At 38.5% G+C, this 25,159-nt stretch carries 5 protein-coding genes; all 5 read left to right on the top strand.

Annotated elements, in window-relative coordinates; genetic code table 11:
* Nucleotides 1–102: 102 nt before the first annotated feature.
* The 5 genes from RTX21_RS02025 (at nt 103) to RTX21_RS02005 (ending at nt 25,155) form a co-directional block, all read left to right on the top strand.
* Nucleotides 103–6,216, top strand: a complete 6,114-nt coding sequence (locus RTX21_RS02025) for an InlB B-repeat-containing protein (RefSeq protein WP_312765051.1) — start codon at nt 103–105, stop codon at nt 6,214–6,216.
* 334 nt (nt 6,217–6,550) lie between these two features.
* Nucleotides 6,551–11,026 carry a YDG domain-containing protein gene (locus tag RTX21_RS02020; RefSeq protein WP_312765050.1) on the top strand — a complete coding sequence of 1,492 codons (4,476 nt, stop codon included), beginning with the start codon at nt 6,551–6,553 and terminating at the stop codon, nt 11,024–11,026.
* 723 nt (nt 11,027–11,749) lie between these two features.
* Entirely contained in the window at nt 11,750–17,881 is a 6,132-nt protein-coding gene (locus RTX21_RS02015) for a T9SS type A sorting domain-containing protein (RefSeq protein ID WP_312765049.1), read from the top strand.
* A 435-nt stretch (nt 17,882–18,316) separates the two neighbouring features.
* Entirely contained in the window at nt 18,317–24,730 is a 6,414-nt protein-coding gene (locus RTX21_RS02010; protein ID WP_312765048.1) for a proprotein convertase P-domain-containing protein, read from the top strand.
* Nucleotides 24,731–24,840: 110 nt separating this feature from the next.
* Nucleotides 24,841–25,155, top strand: a complete 315-nt coding sequence (locus RTX21_RS02005) for a hypothetical protein (protein ID WP_312765047.1) — start codon at nt 24,841–24,843, stop codon at nt 25,153–25,155.
* Nucleotides 25,156–25,159 lie beyond the last annotated feature (4 nt).

The raw sequence follows: 25,159 nt of genomic DNA, 5'->3' as shown, positions 1-25,159 counted from the left end.
AACATTTTCTAGTCATTTTTTACATTTATATTAACTTTTTGTGACTTATGATTTTATTTTCCTTATAATTTTATATTTGCTTGCTTATGAAAACAAAATGTAATGAAAACAAATTTATTCTCTCAGAGATTACCTTTTCTTATAAGGTCACTTAAAGTTTTTCTGGTTTTATTTGCTGTTTGGGCAAATGCACAATCCATAACTCTAACAGCCTCCGCGGCTAATGCTGCAGGCGCAGCACTTGGTTCTACTAATTACGGTAGTGGGGCGGAGAGAACTTGGACACAATCGTCTGTCGGTTTTGGGGGGAAAGCTATTACAGGAAATTCGGGTACTCCTACTGCTTTTCAATGCCAGGCTTCTAATGGTGTTATCTATAATACTACTGCCTTTCCTGGAAAGATCACTAAAATAGAAGTGACCCAAAGTGGTACCAACAGGGCTGCAACCGTATATGGAGGAGCTGTAAGATTGGTAAATAATACAACTGCAGATTATGCGGTAGGCGGAACTAGTATAGGAACGCTTTCTATTTCTACAGCAACTTCTACTATTACACCAGCGGCAAATACCAGCTACACTTTTTTTGCGATAAAAGTTCCTGGAAGTGCAACTTATTTCACGCAGATTGTGATAACATATGAGATGGCAAGCTATACTGTTACATTCAATGGTAATGGGAGTACAAGTGGAACAATGAGTTCTCAGTCGGCAAGCTCGGCTACTAATCTTACAAACAATGCTTTTGCTAAAACCGGATATGCTTTTGGGGGATGGGCAAGTTCTGTTGCGAATGCTACAGCTGGAACCGTGGCTTATGATAATCAAGATCAGTATCCATTTACAAGTAGCACCACATTGTATGCAGTATGGGGTTTCAATGTTACTTATAATAGCAATGGTGGTAGTGGGACGATTGCTGCACAAACGGGTTATTATAATAGTACAACAGGTAGTGGTGCTGTTAATTTGAGTACTGGTTCGGGTTTTACTCGGCCAGGTTATGCTTTTGCTGGTTGGAAGGCAAGTGCAGCAGGAACTGCTGCAGATTATTTGGGTGGCGCAACTTACACGCATTCCGGCTCAAGTGTCTTGTTGGCTCTCTTTGCACATTGGACCATAAATAGCTATACAATTACTTATAATGCCAATTCGTCTACAAGTGGTTCTATTCCTGCATCACAAAGCGGAGATTACAATACAACGGTTAACCTGCAGTCAAATTCAGGTGGACTTGTGAAAGATGGATATGTGTTCACGGGTTGGAATACTGCGCCGAATGGATCAGGTACCCATTATAATGAAAATGCAAACTTTACAATACCTGCAAGCAGTACTACATTATATGCAGAATGGAAACTGATAGCATCTTATTCAGGGATAAGCGCCGGGGCAGCGGTTGAACCTGCTACGATTTCCTCACTTATCAATTCGCAGGGGGATTCTGTTCTTAACTTCGATTTTACAGTCACGGATGATAGTAACATAACAGATGGTAATGATGATCTGCCGACTTTGATTAGTCAAATCATTATTCCACAAGGTGCAGGCAATGATGTTGGCAATTGGACGCAGGCTATAGAAGGGGCAATTTTGAGTGATGGCACAAATGCTATTGCCGGAACGGTTAATGCTACTAACATGACATTTACTTCTATTCCGGTCACGGTTAATTCATTAGGATATGTTGCGGATGGAGATAATAAGACCTATACTTTAAAAATTTGGTTAAAAACAGCACTTGCAGGAACGTTGCCTACAACAATCGATGGACTGAATTTGGAATTTAAGGTTGATAGAAGCAATTTTGCAACGGCAAGTTCGGCAACATCTACTCAGTTTGAAGCTGGAACGGGAACGGCAGTAGAGTCTGGGGCAAATAATAATGCGGTGGAAGTTACAGCAACAAACCTAAGTTTTGTTCAGCAACCATCCAATACGACGGTCAATACCAATATGTCCCCGGCAGTCACGATTTCTGCCAATGATGTGAACGGAAATAGAGATAGAGATTATACAACATCTGTGGTGTTAACATCTACTGGAACTTTAACAGGAACGCCTGTTGCTGTTAATCCTGTTTCTGGTTTAGCGACGTTTTCTACTTTGAGGCATACGGCAGCAGGAACTAATTTGAAGTTAGCTGCCACTTCATCATCATTTAGCAATATAGAATCTTCTACCTTTAACATTGCATTGGTAACTGCGAGTACAGATTATTTCAAAAGTAGAGCAACGGGTGCTTGGGCTACTGCTGCTAATTGGGAATCTTCACCAGATGGGTCGACTTGGATAACTTCCTCATTAGTACCTACATCATCAGCGACGGCTATTAATATACTAAGTGGGCATACAATTACAATATCTACAGCAGCAGCTGGAAAGAATATCACGGTTGAAGCCGGAGGTGTTCTAAACTTGAATTCTGGTTTGACTACTTCAGGTACAAATGTTGTGAACGGAACTTGGAACCAGACCTCTACGACGGCAATTGCGAATACGGGGACACTTGCTTTTGGAGAAGGTGCTATTTATAACCATAATGTCAATGGTGGAACGATACCAACTGCAACTTGGGATGATTCATCCAATTGTAATGTGATTGGGTTTACAGGTTCTGGTAATATCACAGGCTTGGCAGGTATAGGACAGAATTTTGGAAACTTAACCATCAACAATGCAATGACCGGTTATCTCAACTTATTCTCTGCTGCGGGAAGTATTACTGTGAGAGGTACACTTACTGTAGGGCCATTGTCAAGCAATTTGGTTTCTTTTGGTAATTCTAATTTTGGGGTTACTGCCAATATTAATAGAATTAATTTAACAGGTGGCGCGCTTCATGGTGTTGGGTCGGGCACAACTTTAACTTTGAATGTTGCTACTGATTTAGTAATAGAAAATAGCGGTGCGTTCAGGTCGTCTACTGGTAGCGGAAATGCAATTGTGACAATAGGAAATGATGTATTGCTCAAAGATAATGCTTCTTTGGAGTTGGTTGCTGGTACTAGTACGGCGGTGACAAGTCAAATTTTGAATGTAACGAGAGATTTCGTTATTGATGGGATTGCTGCTACGCTCAATTTGAGGTCTAATACCAGTACAAGTACCACTGTAGGAGCGGGTATAGTGAACGTAGGTAGAAACTTTAGCTCAAATAATACCGATGCGGATGCGGTGGATGTAGATTTTGGAACAGCAGGAACGGTTACTAATAATTATATTGCCATCACGGGTAATTTGACTCATACAGGAAATGGTGTTTATCAGACCAGCGCAAATGGACAAGCTAGAGGTTTTGTCTTTAGGGGAACTGCCTCTGCGCCATCTCTGATCAGTTACTCAGGAGAAAATTCTGAATATACAAGTTATGAAGTGGACACGAATTATTATGCCAAATTGAATACTGATCTTACATTAGGCTCTTCAACAGTTAGTCCCATATCTTATTTTACAGTAAAAGGAAATCTGGATTTTGGAGACAGGTCTATTATAGGTAATAGTGCTGCAAGATTTAATACGGCCAGTGGGGCAACACTTAATACCTCTAATCTTAACGGAATTGGCGGAGTTAGTACTACAGGAAGTTTAAGGTCTTTCAGCTCTACAAATTCTACAGCTGCAAATGGAAGGGCTCAGTTCATAGCGGGTATCAATTATATTTTCAATGCAAATACAAATGCGCCTTTTCCAACAGGGACGATAGGGAATCCGGAGAGTCTTACGTTCAATAATGTAGAAGTTATGTCTAATAGAACAGGTAGCCTTATTGTTTCCGGAGCCGTGAATATTAATGGAACGTCAAAATTTTCACTCAACAGTGCAGGAAATAATCTTAATTTAGGAGGAGTGATGACCATTGGTGAGAATGCTGCATTTGACAATAATGGAGAGAATCAGATCACAAGTGGTGGTGGTGCTGCTGCGATTATTATAAATGGAACATTTGTTACGAAAGATGCGCAAGGTTTTACAGGAAGTAATTCCAGTGTACCAACTGTTCCGGTGACTGTTAATGCAGGCTCTACAATCCATTATGCGTTAGATGGTGCTCAGACGGTGTCGTCCAGGGCGGATTATCAAAATCTACTCTTTACAGGCAATGGTACAAAAAGTACGACAGGTAGTATTGCAACTATTGCAGGTACTGTGACAATAAATGGAACTAATACAATATTAGATGTTTCTAATAATACATTTGGTAATTCTGCAACCGGTCTTACAATGACAGCAGGTACCTTCCGTCTGGCGGGTTCAGGAACCAAACCTGATATCAGCGGAACTTATAATTTGTCTCTTGGAACAAATATAGAATTCACGGGAACTGCCGCTACTCAAATCCGTTTGGCGCCACATTATGCTAATGTTGTCGTTTCCGGGAGCAATATTGTTGCAGGAACCACTACTAATGGAGGGTTAATCTTTCAGGAGAATGGTAATTTTACGGTGAAAAATGGAGCGAGATTTAAGGTGAATAATGATAATGGATTTAGCGGATCCACTACAACGGCAATTAAAAACACGAATAATCCCACCATTGTTTTAGAAACGGGCTCTACAATAGATTATACAGGAAATAATCAGATTGTGACCAATGAGCTAGATTATCATAATTTGACAATCTCTACAGCAGGTACCAAAACAGCTTCTCCGGGAACTGTTGTTGCGAATGGTCTGACTACTGTTAGTGCGGGTACTTTGAAAATTTCTGAAACGGAAGATCATACCACTACCAATGTCCTTTATGCGCACAAAGGTATTGCTAATTTGGGCGGAACAGTTAGCTTTGGTTCCAATGCGCAGTTGATGCAGGATGCGGATGCTGTTAATGGAGGTAACATCTCATCAGCAAGGAAAAGTAAGCTTCCAAAAATGGGCTATACTTATTGGAGCTCACCTGTAAGCTCACAGAACCTTTATGCATTCTCTAATGGTGGACAAACAGGAGGGACACCTAAGAATAGATTCTGGGTCTATGATGAGGCGACCAATCTGTTTAAAAATACCGGGGCTTTCCTATTGAATGATTCTTCTGTTTTTGAATCGGGAAGAGGTTATGCTATACGAGGGATGGATGATTTTGGAGCTACGACTCCAGCGGTATCGCACGAGTTTTTATTCACCGGCGTTCCTAATAATGGAAATGTATCTTTTCAGTATCTGAAATGGACCAATGATGATAAAGGTTATAATCTTGTAGGAAATCCTTATCCTTCTAATATAGATTTTGATGGGCTTTATAATGCTAATGCTTCAAAGATACATCCGATAGCCTATTTTTGGACCAATAATGATATGTCTGTTACTCAGCAGCAATCTAATTATGCTGGGAACAATTATGCGATCTATAACCTTACGGGAGGCTCACCTGCGGTACAAGTCGAGGGAGATCCAAATCAGCCTTCTTCCGGTAGTATGGCGCCTACCAATATTATAAAAGTGGGACAAGGGTTTATTGTCAAAACAAAGACGGGTATGAATGATCAACCCCTTGATTTTGCAAATACAATAAGACTTACGGATAATGGTGTTTTTTTTAATAACAAGCTAGATATGGAAAAAGATAGATTCTGGTTAAAGATGATATCGCCAACCAATATTTCCAATACACTGTTGTTAGGTTATATGCCGGCTGCTACCAATGGCTATGAGTTGGCTTATGATACGGAACTATTCATTATCGGGTCGGATTCTTTTTACTCGTTGTTGGATGGGAAAAAGTTGGGGATCCAGGGAAGAACAAGTTTTGTCAAGGATGATCGAGTGGCACTCGGGAATGTTTACTCTCAGAATGGTAATTATAGGATTGCTGTGATTGATAAGCAAGGTATTTTTGCTAACGGGCAATCTATCTATCTGAAAGATAAATTGCTGAATAAAGTTGTAGAGATAACTAATACGGATTATATCTTCCAAGCAGTGAAGGGAACGGATAATACGCGTTTTGAGATTATTTATAAAGCTGAAGATGTTTTGAATGTAGGAAATGCTTCCAAAACCGATCTTATTGTTTATAAAGATCATAACGAACAGGTTATAAGATCATCTAAGAGATTGGGTAAGATTGAGGTCTATGATGCCTCGGGAAAATTGATGCAAGTATTAAATGTCAATGGAACTGAGACTAGAATAGATACCAGCGCATTCTCAACTGGTGTTTATATATTAAAGATCGAGAATTCCGGAGATGTAAAAACAAAGAAATTTATCAAATAAAAATAAAAGATTTATTATAACCAGGCCTTCTGAAGTTCAAAACTTTGGGAGGCTTTTTTTAATTGAAGACTTCATGAGAGTAAACTGAGGCCTAACGATATTCAGTAGTCTGCACATTTCTTATGAAAAACCATTGCCTGAGCGCTTTTATTAACAAAAACAAGCAGGTTTTATGTTTATTGTTTGCCTATAATGAATATTTTTTAGAAATCACTGAATGTAATATGAACTAAATGCTAATTTGTTGAATTATTGATAAAAATAAGAATTATTTCTTTCACGATATGTATTAATATATTAATTTTGTAAAGTTATATATGATAAATAATTTGTTATGAAAATAAAATTACTAATTAAAAATCGACTACTTAAAAGTATAGGAAGCCTATCTCTGTTTATGTTGATGATTGCGAATACGGTTCTGTTGGGACAAACAAACCCCACCGCACAATCTATTCCATATACTCAGAATTTTTCAACTTTTACAGGCTCAACTACAACTTATCCTGATGGATGGAGGGGATGGGATGTAGCGGGTTCTTTAAGTACGAGTTATGTAACCAGTGCTCCTTCTGCAGATCGTTCTTTGAGTGCATCAGGTAGTAATAATACTACAACAAGAGGCCTTTATGATATGAACGGTAAATTAGGTATTGCTTCCACGGGGTCAGCGCTCAGTACTGCTGTTCTTTCTTTGGTCACAACAGGTAAGACGAGTATAGTTTTTTCTTTCAAAGTTGGAACTCAATATTCAGTAGGAAGAATTAATGAAATAGCAGTTCAGTATAGAATTGGAACGAGTGGTACTTTTACAAATCTAGCAGGTTCTGCATATAGGAATATTGGTACTACAAATACAGGTACAGGTAACACCCCGATCGATGTGCAAACAGTTTCTGTGAATCTGCCCACCGGTCTAGAAAATCAAAGTGTTGTTCAGTTTAGATGGATGATTGCGGATGTTTCGGGTTCAGGTAATAGAAGTAATTTTTCCATAGACGACATAAGTGTTACGGCTTCAGCACCTACATCAGCTCCTGTGGTTACATCTGGAACTGGTTTTACAGGAACTGTAAATACAGCTATATCTAATTTTCAAATCGCAGCTTCTAACAGTCCGACAAGTTATGCCATAACAGCCGGAACTTTACCAAATGGTCTTGGTCTTAATACGACGACTGGTATTATATCTGGTACGCCTACTGTTGCGGGAACGGGAAATGTTTCGGTGACGGCGACCAATGGTATTGGAACCAGTAGCCCGGTATCTGTTAGTTATAATATTGCAAAAGCAAATCAGACAATCACTTTTGCCGCTTTGACTGCAAGATCCTATGGAGATGCCAATTTTACATTGAGCGCTTCATCAACATCTAATCTTACAGTTGCTTTTGCCAGTTCTAATACGGCTGTTGCCACTGTTTCTGGTAATACGGTTACAATTGTAGGTGTCGGAACAACTACAATAACAGCTTCTCAGGCTGGTGATGCTGTTTTCAATCCTGCCACCGATGTGCCAAGAACGCTGATCGTCAATCCTAGGGCGCTTACCATTACAGGGCTAACAGCTTCTAGCAAGGTCTACAATGCCTCCAATGCTGCTGTGGTAAATGGTACGCCTGTTCTGAACAATGTAATTGCTGCGGATGCAGCCGATGTTACACTGTCCGGTACGCCATCTTATACATTTGCCAATGCAAATGTTGGAACGAATAAAACAATTACAACATCAGGCTTTACTCTTACAGGCTCTAAGTCATCTAACTATAGCCTTACAGCACCATCATTATCAGCTTCTATCACGGCTAAGCCACTGACGGTAACTGGCGCTTCCGCACAAAACAAAACTTATGATGGGACTACAATTGCAGTCATCAATGGTGCTACTCTTGTTGGGGTAGAACCCACAGATACATCTGTAACACTTAATCCTAATGGTGTTTTTGCTACATCTAACGCGGGTACTGGGATAGCAGTTACGCTTTCTCTAACAGGTAATACGCTTGGGAACTATTCATTAACACAACCCGGACTAACTGCTGATATCTTAAAAGCAGCACAATCTATCATATTTGATGATGTACCGGTATTTGTAATGCCTGCAGGTTCTATAGATTTGAACGAATATGCTTATTCTACACAAGGTCTCAACCTTACATATGAGAGTTCTGACCCTTCGGTAGCGTATGTCACAGGTAGTACATTGACTCCGGTTGCGGCTGGAACTGTCACTATAAAAGCTTCTCAGGCAGGGGATAGTAACTATGATCCAGCTACTGATGTAGAAAAGATCGTAACAGTAATATCTACGCCGGTGGCTCTAGCGGCAAGTCCAATTACTTATACTTCTTTTAGTGCCAATTGGCTGGCTGTTCCTGGGGCAACTAGCTATGCCTTGGATGTATATAAAAAAGAAATAGGAATGGGTGATGTTGATGACTCTGTATATTGGGATTTCACATCAGCATCTGCTACAACCATCCCTGATGGAATTGCAACATCTGCCCTTACACAAGGTAACAATAATGGGACAACAACACTATTGAACGATACTTCTGCCTCTTCTGGCTACACAGGTGCTTCGGGTGGTAACAATGCTGGAGCTGCTGCAAGGACTGGAGCTTTGAACACTTCTACAAGTGCTTATTTCCAATTTTCAGTAACTCCGACGAATGGGAATTATACCCTTACGGGAATCAGTTTTGGGGCTAGGTCAACAGGTACTGGTCCTCAAAGCTATACCTTGAGGTCATCATTGGATGGTTATGTGTCTGATATTGCTTCAGGAACTATTAGTGGTACTTCATGGAATCTGAAGACTCACTCCGGACTATCCGTGGCGTCAACACAAGCAATAACGTTTAGAATATATGGATATGGAGGTAGTGGAAATGCTGCAGCAAATACAGCAAACTGGCGTATAGATGACCTTACTCTTAATGTTACAGTACCAACAACCACAACGGTTAAAAATTATGTTCTGGAAAATGAGGATGTAGGAAATATAACAACATATAACGTTGCCCATCTGGATCAAAATACAGAATATTTCTATGTTGTAAGAGCTGTAAACGGAACTGCCGTAACACCGGATTCCAATGAAATTGATGTAACTACCAATACTGGTATTGTATGGAACGGTACAGCATGGAGCAATGGTACAGGACCTACGGCTTCTGAAGATGCGGAAATTATCGGTGCCTATAATATCAATCAAAGCTTTGAGGTCAATAATCTTACTATTGTCGGGGATGGATCATTGGCGATACAAAATAATCAGGATGTAACCGTGCATGGGGATCTTGTTACATTTGCCGACAATAAGCTGGTTTTGGAAAATGATGCGAACCTTGTTCAGAAAAAGGCAGGTGCGGATACAAACCCTAATAACTTCTCTATTCTTGCGAAGAGATTTGCCTTATTACCAACTGCGGGATACACATTCTGGAGTTCTCCAGTATCAGGACAAAACCTGTACAGCTTCTCTGATGGATACGATCCTGCGGGTGGAGCAAGTGGTAACGGGACGCCATGGAACAGATTCTACGTCTATAACGAAGCGACTGACTATTTTGTGACGAAGATCACCAATGAGATAGAGCTTAACAGTACGTCAACTTTTGAAACAGGAAGAGGTTATGCCATCAAAGGAAAGAATACTTTTGGAAACACGATTCCTTACCCGACAACCACATTTAACTTTACCGGTAAGGTTAACAATGGTCAATTGTTCTCACAGGCGCTTAATAACTCTTGTACAGTAGAAGCAGGATGTGAAAAAGGCTATAACCTTGTGGGTAACCCTTATCCATCAAGTATAGACTTTGAAGCATTATACAATGCTAATAGTGAGAAAATCTTTGCAACAGCATACTTCTGGACCAATAATGATATCACTGCTACGCAGCAAGCTGGGACAAACTATACAGGAAACAATTACGCAATTTATAACCTGAGTGGTGGTACGGGAGCTGTAGACCCGGACCCTAATCAAGGAAACGGCTCAGAAATTCCAAACGGAATCATCAAGCTTGGGCAAGGTTTTATTGTAAAAGCAAAAGTTGCAGGTAAGGGCCAATCCTTAGAATTCAACAACAGTATGAGATTGGGTTACAATCCTGATGCTATTTTCTATAACAGCAAAAAAGCCGATAAAAACCGTTTCTGGTTGACGCTTACTTCACCTGCCAATGTAAGTAATACAATATTGGTGGCTTATATGCCGGAAGCGACTAATGATTTCGAGATCAATTATGATGGAGAATTGTTCGTCATTGGTTCTGATTCCTTCTATTCTATATTAGGAAGCAGGAAGTTGGCAATCCAAGGTAAAGCTGATTTCAATGTAGATGATAAGGTAACTTTAGGAAATGTGTATTCTAAAAATGGAGAGTACAAGATTTCTATCAAAGACAAAGATGGTATCTTCAAATCGGGTCAGAGCATTTATCTGAAAGATAAAGTACTTAACAAAATAGTCAACTTGTCGCAAGGAGATTATACCTTCCAAGGTGTGAAGGGTACAGATGCTACACGTTTCGAAATTGTCTACAAAGAAGATGCGGTCTTGGCAACAGATTCAGTTACAAAATCTAACTTCAATGTATATAAAGATGGAAATGATTATGTGGTGATTTCTTCCAACAAATTGGGTAGAGTAGATGTCTATGATACAGCAGGAAGATTGATGAGGTCTGTAAATACAAATGAAACTACCGTGAGAATAGATGCTTCTGCATTCTCTAACGGTGTCTATATCCTGAAAGCAGAAAACTCAGGAGATATGAAAACTAAAAAAGTGATCAAATAAGATTGTTTGGGCGCAAAGCCTCTATCAATTATTTTTTATAAAAGCATCTGGTTCATATAAACCAGATGCTTTTTTTATATGAGTCATCTAAGGTCAGGGAAAATCCTCCTAATAAAATAAAATGTGTTTTCCAACCGAACCTGATAATTACTTAGATATACCATTATTATGATGCAAAGCAAGAGATATCAAATATCCGTTGTACTATAAAACGTACTCGACTAGTGTACCAATTACACCCGATTGAGTGTGATAGACACACTCGGTGCTCACTAATGGCGCGTGCGATTTAGTCATGTTTGCTTTCCGGCGTGAATATATTATCGTACAGAAAAGCCAGGATCTTGTGTTGTGGTTCATTCTCCATCATAAGGTTTTTGTGGTGCTAAATTTAAATATCCATGATAGATTTACAAAATATTTTTTGCGAGATTATAAGTTGTGATCAAATAAAGAGCAGCAACGCATCAATGTTGAAAAAAAATGCAACTAAAAATGTCGATGCATAAACGATTGTGTGAGGTAAGAGCTTAATCGTCGATAAAAATAATTAGCTTTTTTACAAATGATTATAAAAAATAATTAATTTAGCGGGCTCATTTTAACTGATTTTAGGGTTTAAAAAATACATTAAAGCAATTGATGAGGTGAATTATTTTTAACGAAATACCTTTTAATAAAGGGTTTTGTTGGAATTTGTAAGAAAATAAATATAAACATAATATGAAAAAAAATTTATTGAATGACCAAGGCTTGGTTCATTTTGTAAAACGGTATCTGTTCTTTACCGTTTTGTTTTCGATGGTTAATACTTGGGGACAAGTGAGTATAACTTCTTTACCACAAACATATAATCAAGATTTTAATGGGTTAAGTACTACGGCAACAACATTTACGAATAATTCTACCTTAACTGGTTGGTATATCAGTTCCAGTACTTTGGCTGTATCGGATGGTAGTGCAAATGGTAATAGTTGCTATAATTATGGTACTAGTAGTGCTACGGATAGAAGTATTGGTGCTTTATCAACTTCTACGACCCATAATTTTGGGGTAAGAATTAAGAATAATTCTTCTGCTGCAATTGCTGCACTTGATATTGCCTTCAATGGTGAGCAATGGAGACAAAATGCGACAGCTCAAACACTTGTTTTCGAATATCAAACAAGTACTAGTGCTATTACAAGTTTGACAGCCGGGACATGGATAGCTGCACCGACTTTTGATTATACAGGTACAAATATTGGGACGGCAGGTCCTTTAGATGGAAATCTTCCAGCTAATAGAGCTGCAAAATCAGGGACTTTAACAGTAAGTATTCCCGCGGGCTCAGAAATATTTTTGAGATGGACTAAATCGGGAACTTCTAGTTCAGGGCTGGCAATTGATGATTTATCTATTACTGCAAGATCTGCTGGTATTACCTCTGCCAATTCAGGAAATTGGGCAGATGGTTCTACTTGGGTTGGGGGAGTTGCTCCAACATCTGCTCAAAATGTAATTATTGCAGCCGGCCATACGGTTACTCTAGCATCCGCAGTAACAAGAAATAGTGGAACAACAACAACTGTTACTGGAACATTGGCTGCTGCAGCTACATATACCAACAATGGTACGACTACTGTCAATGGAACTTTCCAGCTCAATGCTGGAGGGTATGCAGATGGTACGACTAATTTAACCTATGGTACGACTAGTACTTTGGCATTCAATCATTCACCTAATGGAGTTTATGGCGTTAATGGTGGTAGTTATTGGCCATCTACAAATGGACCCGTAAATGTTACTTTGAATGCTAATAGTCCTGTGAATTTAGGTTTTGCAAGAACTGTTACCGGGGTATTCGCAACTTCCGCAGCTTTAACTGGGGCGTCTAATCTTACTGTTAATGGGACCAATCAAATCAATAGCACATCGGCTTCTTTTGATTCAGCAGTTAATTATGGAGCTGCCTCTACATTAGTGTATAACTCTGGTTCAACCTTCAATAGAGGAAATGAATGGAATAATAATCCTAATAATGTTACGCTTCAAAATAGTACAACACTTAATTATCCTAATGGCTGGGGAAATATCACCAGAACCTTGAATGGTAATCTGACTGTAGGTTCAGGCTCTGCATTGTATATGGATTATGGAAGCCCGGGAACAGGCGTTGGTGCCTTAACAGTAAAAGGAAATGTATTGGGCAATGGAAATATCTCTTTGGGTAACCAGTCTGGTGGTGACCTTGTGATTGGAGGTAACTTTACCAATACGGCTACTTTTAATGCCAATGGAAGAAAGGTTACATTCAACGGGACTACTGCTCAATCTATTACTGGTGCTACGACTTTCGCTTATTTGGAATATAATAGCTCGGCTGGGAGTAATGTGCTTACCATCAATAATGATATAACTGTTAATAACGAACTTAGGTTTACGACGGGTCTTGTAAGTTTGGCATCAGGAGTTAATCTAAATATTGCTAATAATTCCTCAATAGTTTCTACGTCTGGTAATTTCAATAGTGCGAGTACAAGTGGAACGGTTAATTTCTTAGGGACGGCAAGTACTGCAGGGACTATTAATTTCTATCCTGCTGTAGCTCAAAGTCCTAGTAGTGTATTGGGAGTATCCTATTCTATAGGTTCAACGATTCAAAATACATTGACTCTGAATAGCAATAGCTATGTTACAAGTGCTCCAAAGTATGCTACTGGCTCTACCTTGATATATAACAATACGGGAACCTATGCAAGAGGTGTTGAGTGGGGTTCTGTAGGAACTACTTTCCCTGCAAATGGATATCCTCATCATGTAACGGTACAAAATGGAACAGCTCTTAATATAGAAACTGGATTAACCGGTACTTTGCGTGCTAATGGTAATCTTAATTTGGGTATTGCTGCAAGTGCGGGAAGTCTTAACATGCAGAATACAGGCAATGCTGTCGAAATAAAAGGCAATGTAAACCTTGGTAATACTACGGGGACATCTACTTTGACCTTGTCAACCAACGTTGGGGGCGATATTTCCGTTGGTGGGAATTGGGTGAGAAATACAACAAACGGTGTTTTGGTTAGTAATAATAGAGCGGTTGCTTTCAATGGCACATCTGCACAGGCACTTACTGGGACTACGACTTTTGATTATCTTACCATCAATAATTCTGCAGGGCTTACTTTGAACAACGCAGTGAGTGTGAACCAGACGCTTAATCTGACATCTGGGAAAATCACTCTAGGTGCCAATGATCTTACTATTGCTGCTAGTGGTAGTATCTCTGGAGGGACAACATCCAATTATATTGTAACTAACAGTACGGGAGCTTTGAAATGGTTAGCAGTTGGTAATGCTGACAAAACTTTCCCTGTTGGTAAAGATACTACATATTACGCACCTTTGACTATTAGAAATACAACGGGAACAGCAGATATGTCCGTTAGGGTAAATGGTTCAATTACTAATGCTGTGTATAATGCTAGTAATGTTGTTACGCAAGAATGGTTGGTGAATTCTTCTTCTGCTACTACAGCTACCATTACACCGGTGTGGGCTGGCGCAAAACAAGGCTCAATTGTAAATCCGGGACCTGGAGAGCTTGGTAACTATGTTAGTTCTTATACTGTTTATCCAACTACTTTGGTTGCTACGCCTCAAAACCAGACAACGGCTACTGGTGTTGCTGTCTCTAGTGGTAATAATTATATTGTTGTTGGTTCTACAGGTGCTGTATATGTGGCGCCACCAGCTAACGATACTTGTAGTAATGCTGCTACTTTGATTGTAAACAATCCTGTTACTCACGGAACATTAAATGGTGCAACTAAGACAGGGTCAAGTACCTATCCTGATGTTTTCTATAAATTCACACCAAGCGTTACAGGAACTTATACCGTAACAATCAATAATTTCAGTGCAGGAGATAGGGATCTTTATATTTATACTTCTTGCCCGTCAGCTGTGCCTGGTACTGTAGTTAGTGGGTATTCCGGAACTACTACTTCTACGACATCAGAGACGGTTACTAATACATTTACAAGTGGTACAACTTATTATATAGCGGTTTACGATTATCAAACGGCAAAAGGAACTTTTGATATTCGTGTCACTGCTAATCCAATTATTACTGCTAACCCTACATCCATAGCTTTTGGAACAGTTAATTTGGGTTCTGTTGTTAGTAGTAGTTTTAATTTGACGGCTGATTTGTTGACAGTCGATTCTACTTCGGCAAATAACAAAATTACAATAACAGCACCTACGGGGTATAAAGTGTCATTAAATAACACGACTTGGTTTGCGGCTGTAGATGTGCCATATACAACAAGTTCTTTATCCTCTACACCAATTTATGTAATAATTGATGAAACTGTGGCTTGTGGGATTACTTCTGGTAATGTGACATTTGCAACGGCTAATTTAATTACTTCACCTACTGTAGCAGTTACTGCTGATTTATTTATTCCGGTATCTACAACCTCTGCGGGAACAGATATTACTGCTACAACATTTGCGGCTAATTGGTCACAAGTGAATGGAGTGAGTGGTTATGAGTTGGATGTTTATACTTTAACGACGGGTATTGCAACACTTACAAACGGTTTTGATGCAGGAACGACCGCTCCAAGTGGTTGGGCGTACACGGGTATTGGTAGTACTTATACTTCTGCTACAAATTATGGACAATCTTCTCCTTCAGTAAGTTTTGATACAACTACAGATAAAATTTTAACTCCGGTACTTTCAGGAAGTGCTACTGAATTGAAGTTTTGGATCAAGGGGCAAGGTACGGCAGCATCAAGCGATTTTAGAATAAGAGGTTGGGATTCTGTGAATTCGCAATGGGTGGTGATACAAAATATTACGAATTCTATACCTACTACAGGAACGACGATTACATATAATGCATCAACCACGCCTGCACTGCCTGCAAATATTACACAATTCGAGTTTTATTATAATTTGAAAACTTCTGGGAATGTAGCTTTAGATGATATTAATATTGCTTATAATTCAATTGTAGAGCATCCTGTATCTGGATATTATCCAAAATCAATTGTAGGGGCATCTACTGTTTCTCAGCTTGTTTCTGGACTTACGCCAAATACAACTTATTATTACAGGGTGAATGCAGTTTCAGGTTCTTGTAAATCTTCTGATTCTAATGTGCAGACTGTCTTAACAAATAATACTGTTATTTGGACTAATAATGCATGGACAAATGGCGCAGGCCCAACTTCTACATTAGATGCCATCGTTAGAGATGCATATTCAACTTCGGCATCAGGAAATATTACTGCAAAAGACCTTACTGTAGAAAATACAGGCAGTGTAACTATTGGCAATAGTACCTCTGTAAAAGTAGAAGGAACGCTTGTAATTAACAATAATGTTGCGAAAGACAATTTTGTGATTCAGACTGGAGGTAACCTTTTACAGACAAGTACCGCTGCAAATAATACCAACGGAATTATCCAGGCTCAACGCTCAGTGACAGGTATCAATAATGACCTTAATACAGCTATGGATTATGTGTATTGGAGTTCGCCAGTAAGTGGACAGATAACGACGGGTTCAACTGGATTCTCTCCGGGAACGCCAGCTAACAGATTCTATGAATATAATGAGAGCAAGGATACTTTCAAGGCAACAACAGATGGTACATTTACAGCAGGTAAAGGTTATGCTGTAAGAGCAGAAACAGGTTTGAATCCTGATACGAACGCTAATTATATAGATGGTTATTCTAAGACTTACAAATTCAATGGAGTACCAAATAATGGAGATATCAGTGTTGATCTTGCACGTACAAATGTAACGGGTACAACTGGATTAGGATTTAATCTTGTTGGTAATCCTTATCCGTCCAACATGGACTTCAGGGAGTTATATGCTGCCAATAGTAGTGCGATATACAACACGGCGTATTTCTGGACCAATAATGTCTTTGTAAAGACACAGGCAGGTACAAATTATGCTCAAAACAATTATGCGGTATATAATGGTACCGGAGGTAATGCGGCTACACAAGCGGCAGAAGGTTCTGGAGATACCACTGTTCCGGATGGTTTGGTAAGCGTAGGGCAAGGGTTCATTGTACAGGCAAAAAACCAAGGAACATCCAGCTTGAGTTTTAAGAACAGTTATTCTGCAGGGCATGATCTGAGGGTATCTAATAATGCTCATTTCTTTCAAAAGCAATCTGACTCGAAAAACCGTTTTTGGATTAAGCTAGTATCACCAACAAATCTTATCAATACGCAATTGATCGGATATGTTTCGGGAGCTAGCAATGATTTTGAGCAAGATTACGATACTGAAGCTTTGTCTACAAGTTCTGATGTATTTTATTCGGTTTTAGGAAGTAAGCAATTATTGATTCAAGGACGTTCTGAGAATTTCAATTCAAACGATGTGATTCCAGTTGGGGCTAACTTTTTCCAAAGCGGAACATATAAAATAGGATTAGACAAAGCAGAGGGTATTTTCGAGAACGGGCAGAGAGTTTATCTTAAAGATAAATTACTTAACAAGACTGTAGATCTGTCACAAGGGGATTATAGTTTCACTGCCAGCAAAGGTCTAGATAATTCAAGATTCGAAATTGTTTATAAAGATAATAGTGTTTTGGGTGTTGATGGATTGTCAAAATCAGAATTTCTGGTCTATAAAGATGCGGGAGAATATGTCATCAGATCAACTAAAAAGCTTGGAAAAGTTGAAGTTTATGATGCGACAGGAAGAATGTTAAAAAGTTTTAATTCTACAGAAAATATCATGAGAATTGATATAAGTGATGTTTCTAATGGAATTTATATTGTTAAAGTTGAAAACTCTGGAGATACAAAAACGAAAAAAATAATAAAGTAGTTATTGTTTTATTCAAAATTGAAGGTCAAAACATTTGTTTTGTCCCTTTTTTATTTTAAGATTAAAAAATAAATTTTAATGTTTTAATTATTGTTTGTTAATTTTATTTTTATGATGCTTGTCTTTTTGAATTGTAAATATTATAGCATTTAAAGATGTTTTGTGTATCGTGTTGTATTTTTGTAAGGGTATTTTTTAATTTAATTTTAATTAAATGATTGTTTGATTATATTTTATTGATTTGTAATTATTAATATTTTTTATTTAAAAATAATTTAATTGTTAATTAAATTCAAAAAAAATTATATTTTTGCTTGTTGATATTATTCTTTTCGTTAAGAATTTCACGGAATTATAAACACATATCCAATTTATATGATGGAAAAATTTACTCGAGTTACAGAGAGAGCATTTTCATGCTTTTTGAATTTTAAAATGACTTTGGTTTTCTTATTTGCTTTCTTATCTTCTATAGGCATGATGGGGCAAGTAAGCGTTGTTGCTTCGACAGGAACAACTTCTGGGTCATATTCGACTGTCAATGCTGCTTTTACGAATATTAACAATGGTACCCACAAAGGCATTATTACAATTACTGTTACGGCAAACACTACAGAACCGGCAACGCCTGTCCAGCTTTTGGCCAGTGGCACAGGTTCTTCTTCTTACACAGGTATCACAATAAAACCAGGGAGTGCTGGCATAGTAATGAGCGGTTCTGCTGCCTCGGGGAGAGGTATTTTAGAGTTGGTTGGTGCAGATAATGTGACCATAGATGGAAGTTCTAATGGAACAAGCTCAAAAGATCTTACAATACAAAGAGCTACATCAACCACAACTTATCAATCGGTGATAAGAGTTTCTTCTAATTCTACATCGGGAGCAAATGGTGCAGATAATATTACCATTAAGAACTGTAATATTATTGGGTCTCGTAGCAGTGCATCGGAATCAAATGGATATAGTTTTGGGATTGTCTTTGTGGATGGTACAGCAGCTATGGCTACTTCCACACCAACAGGTAACTATTCAAGTTTAAATACAATCATTCAGAATAATACCATAACGAGAGTTTGGAACGCAATCTATGCAGCAGGAGCTAGTGCAACATATCCGAATACTGGATTGCAGATTGTTGGAAATATTATTGGAAGTGCTACCTCTGCTAATAATATAGGGTTGAGGGGGATATTCTTATCCTATACAGCAGCATCAAGTGGAGGGGCTATTATTGAAGGTAATGACATAAGAGTGGGAGATTATACATCTGGAGGTGGGTACTCCTCTACTATTGCAGGTATTGAAGTTGGAACTTCTAATTACGGATTCATTATTAGAAAAAATAATATTCATGATATTAACCAGCCCTCGACCAATGGATGGGGAGCACATGGTATTTATGTTACCGGATCAACTAATAATACTTCTTCAACAATAGAAAATAATTTTATCAGAGATGTTAAAATGTATATCTATCAAACGTCGTCATCAAGTATTTATGTTCCTGCGGGAGTTTTCTTTAATGCTGGAGTAACAGGAGTGAATTTCAATCACAATACTATTGTTATGAATACACAATTAGCCACTTCTACTGTGTATTCTTCTTTTTGTATCAATGTGGTTGCGGCTGGAGTTCGTTTTAATACTTTTTACAATAATATTTTAGTTAACAATCATACTTCAACGGCTGCTTATGGTTTTTATACGGCCTCGACGGCTAATATTTCTGGAGGGTCTGTTAATAATAACAATTATTATGTTCCAGGAGGTAATGTAGGGTATTACAATAGTGCTAATCAAACCTTTGCAAGCTGGAAAACCAGTACAGGAAAGGATGCTGCAGCTCAAAATGCTAACCCACCTTTTGTTTCTTCAACTGATCTACATCTCAACACGTCGGGGGCTACAATATCAAGCTTTGAACAGCAAGGCTCCGCTAGTGCCGGAGTAACAACAGATATAGATGGGGATGTTCGTCCAAACGCAGGAACGACCAATCCTGATATTGGAGCAGATGAGGTTGTGGTATTGGTGTGTAGTAAACCAACATCTCTGGCAGGAACTGTTACGCCAACAGTTACAGGGTCAACAACAATTTCAGGTAGTTTCACTGCTGCGGGTTCACCTGTTCCTTATGGATATGTGGTTGTAAGGTCCACTTCCAATACTTTGCCAACTCTAACTGATGGAACCACCTATACAGTGGGGGCAAACAATACCATTGCGACAAATGGCTATGTGGAATATATTGGTACATCAGCTGGAAGTTGGACATCAACAGGTCTTTCTAATAATACACAGTATTACTATTATGTATTTTCTTACAATGCTGTAACTTGTTCCAGTGGTCCAAAATATTCTGCCAGTGCAACTACTGCTAGCGCAACTACGCTGGCTTGTCCAACATTCAGCTCTGTCATTTCTATTGGAGGTTCTACCACTACTCCGGGTAGTGTTTATCCAACACTTACAGCAGCGATAGCGGATTTATCCGGATGTGGTATTACTCAACCTACAGTTCTGTCACTTAATTCAAGTTATAATTCATCTTCGGAAACTTTTCCTATTCTGATTCCAAGCATAGCAGGTTCCAGCACGACCAACACTATTACAATAAAACCTGCTTCCGGGGTAACAGCATCAATTACAGGGTCTCTTGCCTCTGGTCCATTAATTACAATAAATGGAGCAAGTAATATTATCATTGATGGAAGTAATACGGTTGGCGGAACTACAAAAAATCTGACCATCAGCAATACTTCTACTACTAGCCCTAATGTTGTTTTAATTGGTTCGCCCAATACTACTCCGGTTAGTAATGTCACTGTTAAAAATACAATTTTAACAAATGGTGCTAATACGGCTTCTGCTATATTGATTTCATCATCAGCTGTTGCTGGTGATCCAGGATATTTTAATAATGTTACAATAAAGAATAATACAATTAATAAGGCTTATATTGGAGTTTATGTGAGTGGTAATACTGTTGCTAATAACGGGGACGGTTTATTGATTGATTCGAATACACTGAATTCGTCAGGAACAAATTCTATTAGATTGATAGGGGTTTATGTACAAGGTGTGGACGGGAATTCTACGATTAGTAACAACTTAATAGGGAATATGTCCAATGCAAATAGCGAAACAATCAATGGAATCTGGCTAGCGACAGGAGTCAATAAAGCTAATGTTTCAGGAAATACTATTTCAGGAATTGCAAGTACGGTAAGTGGAACAAATTCTGTTATGGGTATTTTTGTGACCACTGGAGCCGGTACAAGTTTTGTGAATATAAATAATAATAATATATCATCTATTTCATCTGTTGGGACGACTTATGTAGATACGGTTTCCGGAATATATGTTTCAGGAGCAACTCCTAACGTGAATATTTATTCGAATTCAGTTTCAAACGTAAAAAATACATCTACTACAGCGTATACATCATCAGGTATATTGCTGGGGTCGTCATCAACATCATCTAATATTAGTGTATATAACAATATGATGTGGGATGTGGCAGCATACGGAAGTTCTACGGCTTGGCGTAATGGTTTTGGTATTACCGTTATTGATGGAGCTGGTTACAAGCTTTATTTCAATTCAGTAAATATGGCTACAAATCAAACCACGGCAGGTATTTCTGCTGCAATGTATGTCGATAATGGTATTTCTACTGCGGGAGGCTTAGATATTAGAAATAATATTTTCAATAATGCCCAGACAACAGGTACTAGATATGCTTTTTATTCTGCGGCAGCCAATACGGTTTACGGAAATATAGATTATAATGACTATTATTCAACTGGCTCTGTTGGATATTTGTCAAGTGCTCGTGCAACTCTTGCAAACTGGCAAACAGCTACGGGGAAAGATGCTAATTCTTTAAATGTCCTGCCTGTATTTATGTCTGCTTCCAATTTACATCTTAACAGTTGTACTGTTTTGGAATCTGCGGGAACGCCAATTTCAGAAATAACATCTGATATTGATGGTGAATCAAGAAGTGCCTCCAAACCAGATTTGGGCGCAGATGAATTTAACGGGACTGTTCCGCCAACAATTGCAAGTGTTGTTAATGGTTCCAATTGTGGTACAGGAACGGTGGTTTTGACAGCTAACGGCGCTTCTGTTGGTTCGGCAATTACTGGTTACAATTGGTATTCTGCGAGTTCAGGTGGTACCCTTATAGGTAATTCCTCGACAAGTTCTTGGACTACACCGTCAATCAGTTCAACTACAAATTATTATGTTGTAGCTGTAGTTGGTACTTGTGAGTCAACTACAAGAACGTTGGTTACCGCAACAATTAACCCTTCCCCAACGGATATTACTGCTATAGCGGAAACTCAAAAATCATCTACTACAATTACATCCGCATGCGATGTAGATTATGTAGAGCTTAATTCTAATGGAGGAGTTGTAGCGGGAATTACTTCCACTGTAAATTCAGGGACAGTAAATCTGGCTATTCCAGATAATAATTTAGCAACAGGAGTACTACAAACTCTCTCAGTCAGCGGTATTTCTGCAAATGCCACAATAACCAAAGTAGAGGTAAAACTTAATATAGCTCATACATATGATTCTGATCTTAGGATTAATTTGGAAGCACCTAATGGCAAAATAGTGAATTTGGTAAACCAAGCTGGATCTTCTGGTGCTAATTTTACTAATACTATTGTTACATCTGATACTACGTCACCGGCATTTTCAACTGGTACAGCTCCTCTGACTGGTACATTTAGGGCAGATTTAGCTTCACAGGCGACTATCGGGACTACGCCAGCTGTCAATTCTACTCTTTTTTCTGATTTATTTACAACACCAAATGGTTCTTGGAAGGTACGAGTCTATGATGATGCTAATCTAGATACAGGAACTTTAGTGGATTGTTCAATCACATTGACCTACTCAGCCCCACAAGTGACATGGTCGCCGGCTACAGGTCTTTATACAGATACGGCACTTACGACTCCGTATAATGGGACAGACTATTTATCAACAGTTTATGCGGCACCAACTACCGCTACGGTTTATACGGCTAAAGCTAAAATTGGAACTTGCGAAAAATCTAATGTTACCTCTTCTATTGTAAGAACAAGAAATGAATATGTAGGAGCGGGTACGGATTGGGCAACTGCTTCCAACTGGTTCCCAAATGCAGTTCCGGATGCAAACAAATGTGCGAATATACCTTCTGGTAAAACAGTTGTGGTTTCAAACGATGCTTTGGCAAAATCCATCAAAATCGCCAGTACAGGAAAACTGACAATAAATTCTGGCAAATCACTAACCGTGACAGATGGAATTGATATTTCGAATAATGTTACCAATGATAATCTTGTTTTGGAAAGTGATGCATCTCTCTTGCAGATCAACAATGTTGCGAATACTGGTAATATCTATGCTAAGCGTGATGTGAAGATGCGTAAAATGGATTATACATTCTGGAGTTCACCTGTTACTGGTCAACCGCTTAGGAATACTGGAGGAACCACTAATCCAAATACTTATAATACAGGGGGGTTCTCGGAAGGAACGCCTAATAATAGAATATACTATTATGATGAGCCGACCGATTATTTCAAAATGACGACAGATGTCAATTTTGTGCCAGGTAAAGGCTATGCCATTCGAGGAAAGGATAGCTATCTTCCGGACGGGGATATTGTATCAGATACATCGCTTAAATTTATTGGAGTTCCCAACAATGGAAACAGTCTGTCTGTGGGAATTCAAAAATCTAAGAACGGAGGGACTATTGGTAGTCCGATTGAACATGGTTATAACTTGATAGGAAATCCATATCCTTCAAATCTTGATTTTATCTCTTTCTATAATTTTGATCAGGGAGGAGGTGTATACAATAGAAGTAATATCTATGGCAAAGCTTGGTTCTGGACTAATACAAGCCCTGTTCAGACTCAAACCGGGTCTAGTTATTCAGGAAGTAATTATGCCGTACTTTCATTAGCTGGAGCTGTAGCAGCTACAGGCGTAGATAATGGTAATACGACAGGTAGCCCGACGCCTACACAATATATAAAAGTTGGACAAGGTTTTATAGTGCAGATGCGAGGTACTGCGCCAACGGGTTCTACACCTAATACTGCAACTCTAAAATTTGATAACAGTATGAGAAGCAATGCAGCGGGCGTTTTCTATAATAACAACAAGTCCGGTTCACCCGAGAACCGTTATTGGCTGAAGTTGATTTCTCCGGAAAACGTTTCCAATATGATATTAATAGCTCATATGGCAGATGCGACCAATAATTATGATGCGGATTATGATGCAGATCTTCTGACAATAGGTGATGATTCATTCTATTCCAAACTGAGTGCACAAAAATTGCAAATCCAGGCAAGAGCGGTTTTTGATAATCAGGATGTTATTCCGTTGGGTACAAAATATTCTATGAATGGAAATTACAAGATTGTTTTGTCGGGTAAAGAAGGGATTTTCAGCTCAACACAGAAGATATATCTTCACGATAAACTTTTGAATACTTATATAGATCTGGCTAGTGATGATTATTCGTTTGTCGCAAATAAGGGCTTGGATGAAACTAGATTCGAGCTGGTTTATAAGAATCAAGAAGTTCTTGGTGTCGGCTCTTCTAGCAAATCAGACTTTGTAGTGTATAAGGATGGAGCTTTTTATGTGGTCAATTCTTCTAAAAAATTAGGAAAAATAGAAATGTATGATACGTCAGGTAGATTGATAAAAAGTTTAAGCACTACGGAAACTACTATGAGAATTGATATGAATGATGTTGCCAGTGGGGTTTATGTCCTGAAAGTAGAAAATTCTGGAGCAACAAAAACACATAAAATCATTAAATAATTTGAATATAATTTAGATATTAATATTAATTAATATAGAGATGATTATAAAATTTTAAGATTTTTTTATATATTTACAACCTGAAAAATGTATCTTTTTTTTAATTGCAAATGAAAAAATATTTAGCTTTAATATACCTGTCCCTGAGTGTTATGTCTTTGGCTCAATTTAAAGACAATGTGTTTAATCAGGAACAATCCAAAGTCGAGACTCAACCTTCTCGGAATTTGAATGCAGCTGCTCAAGGCGAGTCGGTTCAACCTTTTGATTCTAATACGGGTGCGTCTGATACACCAACTGAATCATTAGGTCCGGGTAATCCGGGAGAACCAGTTCCAATTGATGGGTATGTGCCTTTATTGTTGATTGGTAGTTTAGGATTAATGGTTTACTATCATAGGAGAAACAAAAGAATCAATATTTAGATAA

Origin of the sequence: Epilithonimonas sp., assembly GCF_032054305.1 — a bacterium.
Lineage (GTDB): Bacteria > Bacteroidota > Bacteroidia > Flavobacteriales > Weeksellaceae > Epilithonimonas.
This window is presented reverse-complemented; position numbering and strand designations above follow the sequence as displayed.

Excerpts from the sequence above, each read along its gene's own strand:
- RTX21_RS02010 (WP_312765048.1), top strand. The coding sequence starts at position 18,317 with ATGACTTTGGTTTTCTTATTTGCTTTCTTATCTTCTATAGGCATGATG.
- RTX21_RS02020 (WP_312765050.1), top strand. The coding sequence starts at position 6,551 with ATGAAAATAAAATTACTAATTAAAAATCGACTACTTAAAAGTATAGGA.
- RTX21_RS02015 (WP_312765049.1), top strand. The coding sequence starts at position 11,750 with ATGAAAAAAAATTTATTGAATGACCAAGGCTTGGTTCATTTTGTAAAA.
- RTX21_RS02025 (WP_312765051.1), top strand. The coding sequence starts at position 103 with ATGAAAACAAATTTATTCTCTCAGAGATTACCTTTTCTTATAAGGTCA.
- RTX21_RS02005 (WP_312765047.1), top strand. The coding sequence starts at position 24,841 with ATGAAAAAATATTTAGCTTTAATATACCTGTCCCTGAGTGTTATGTCT.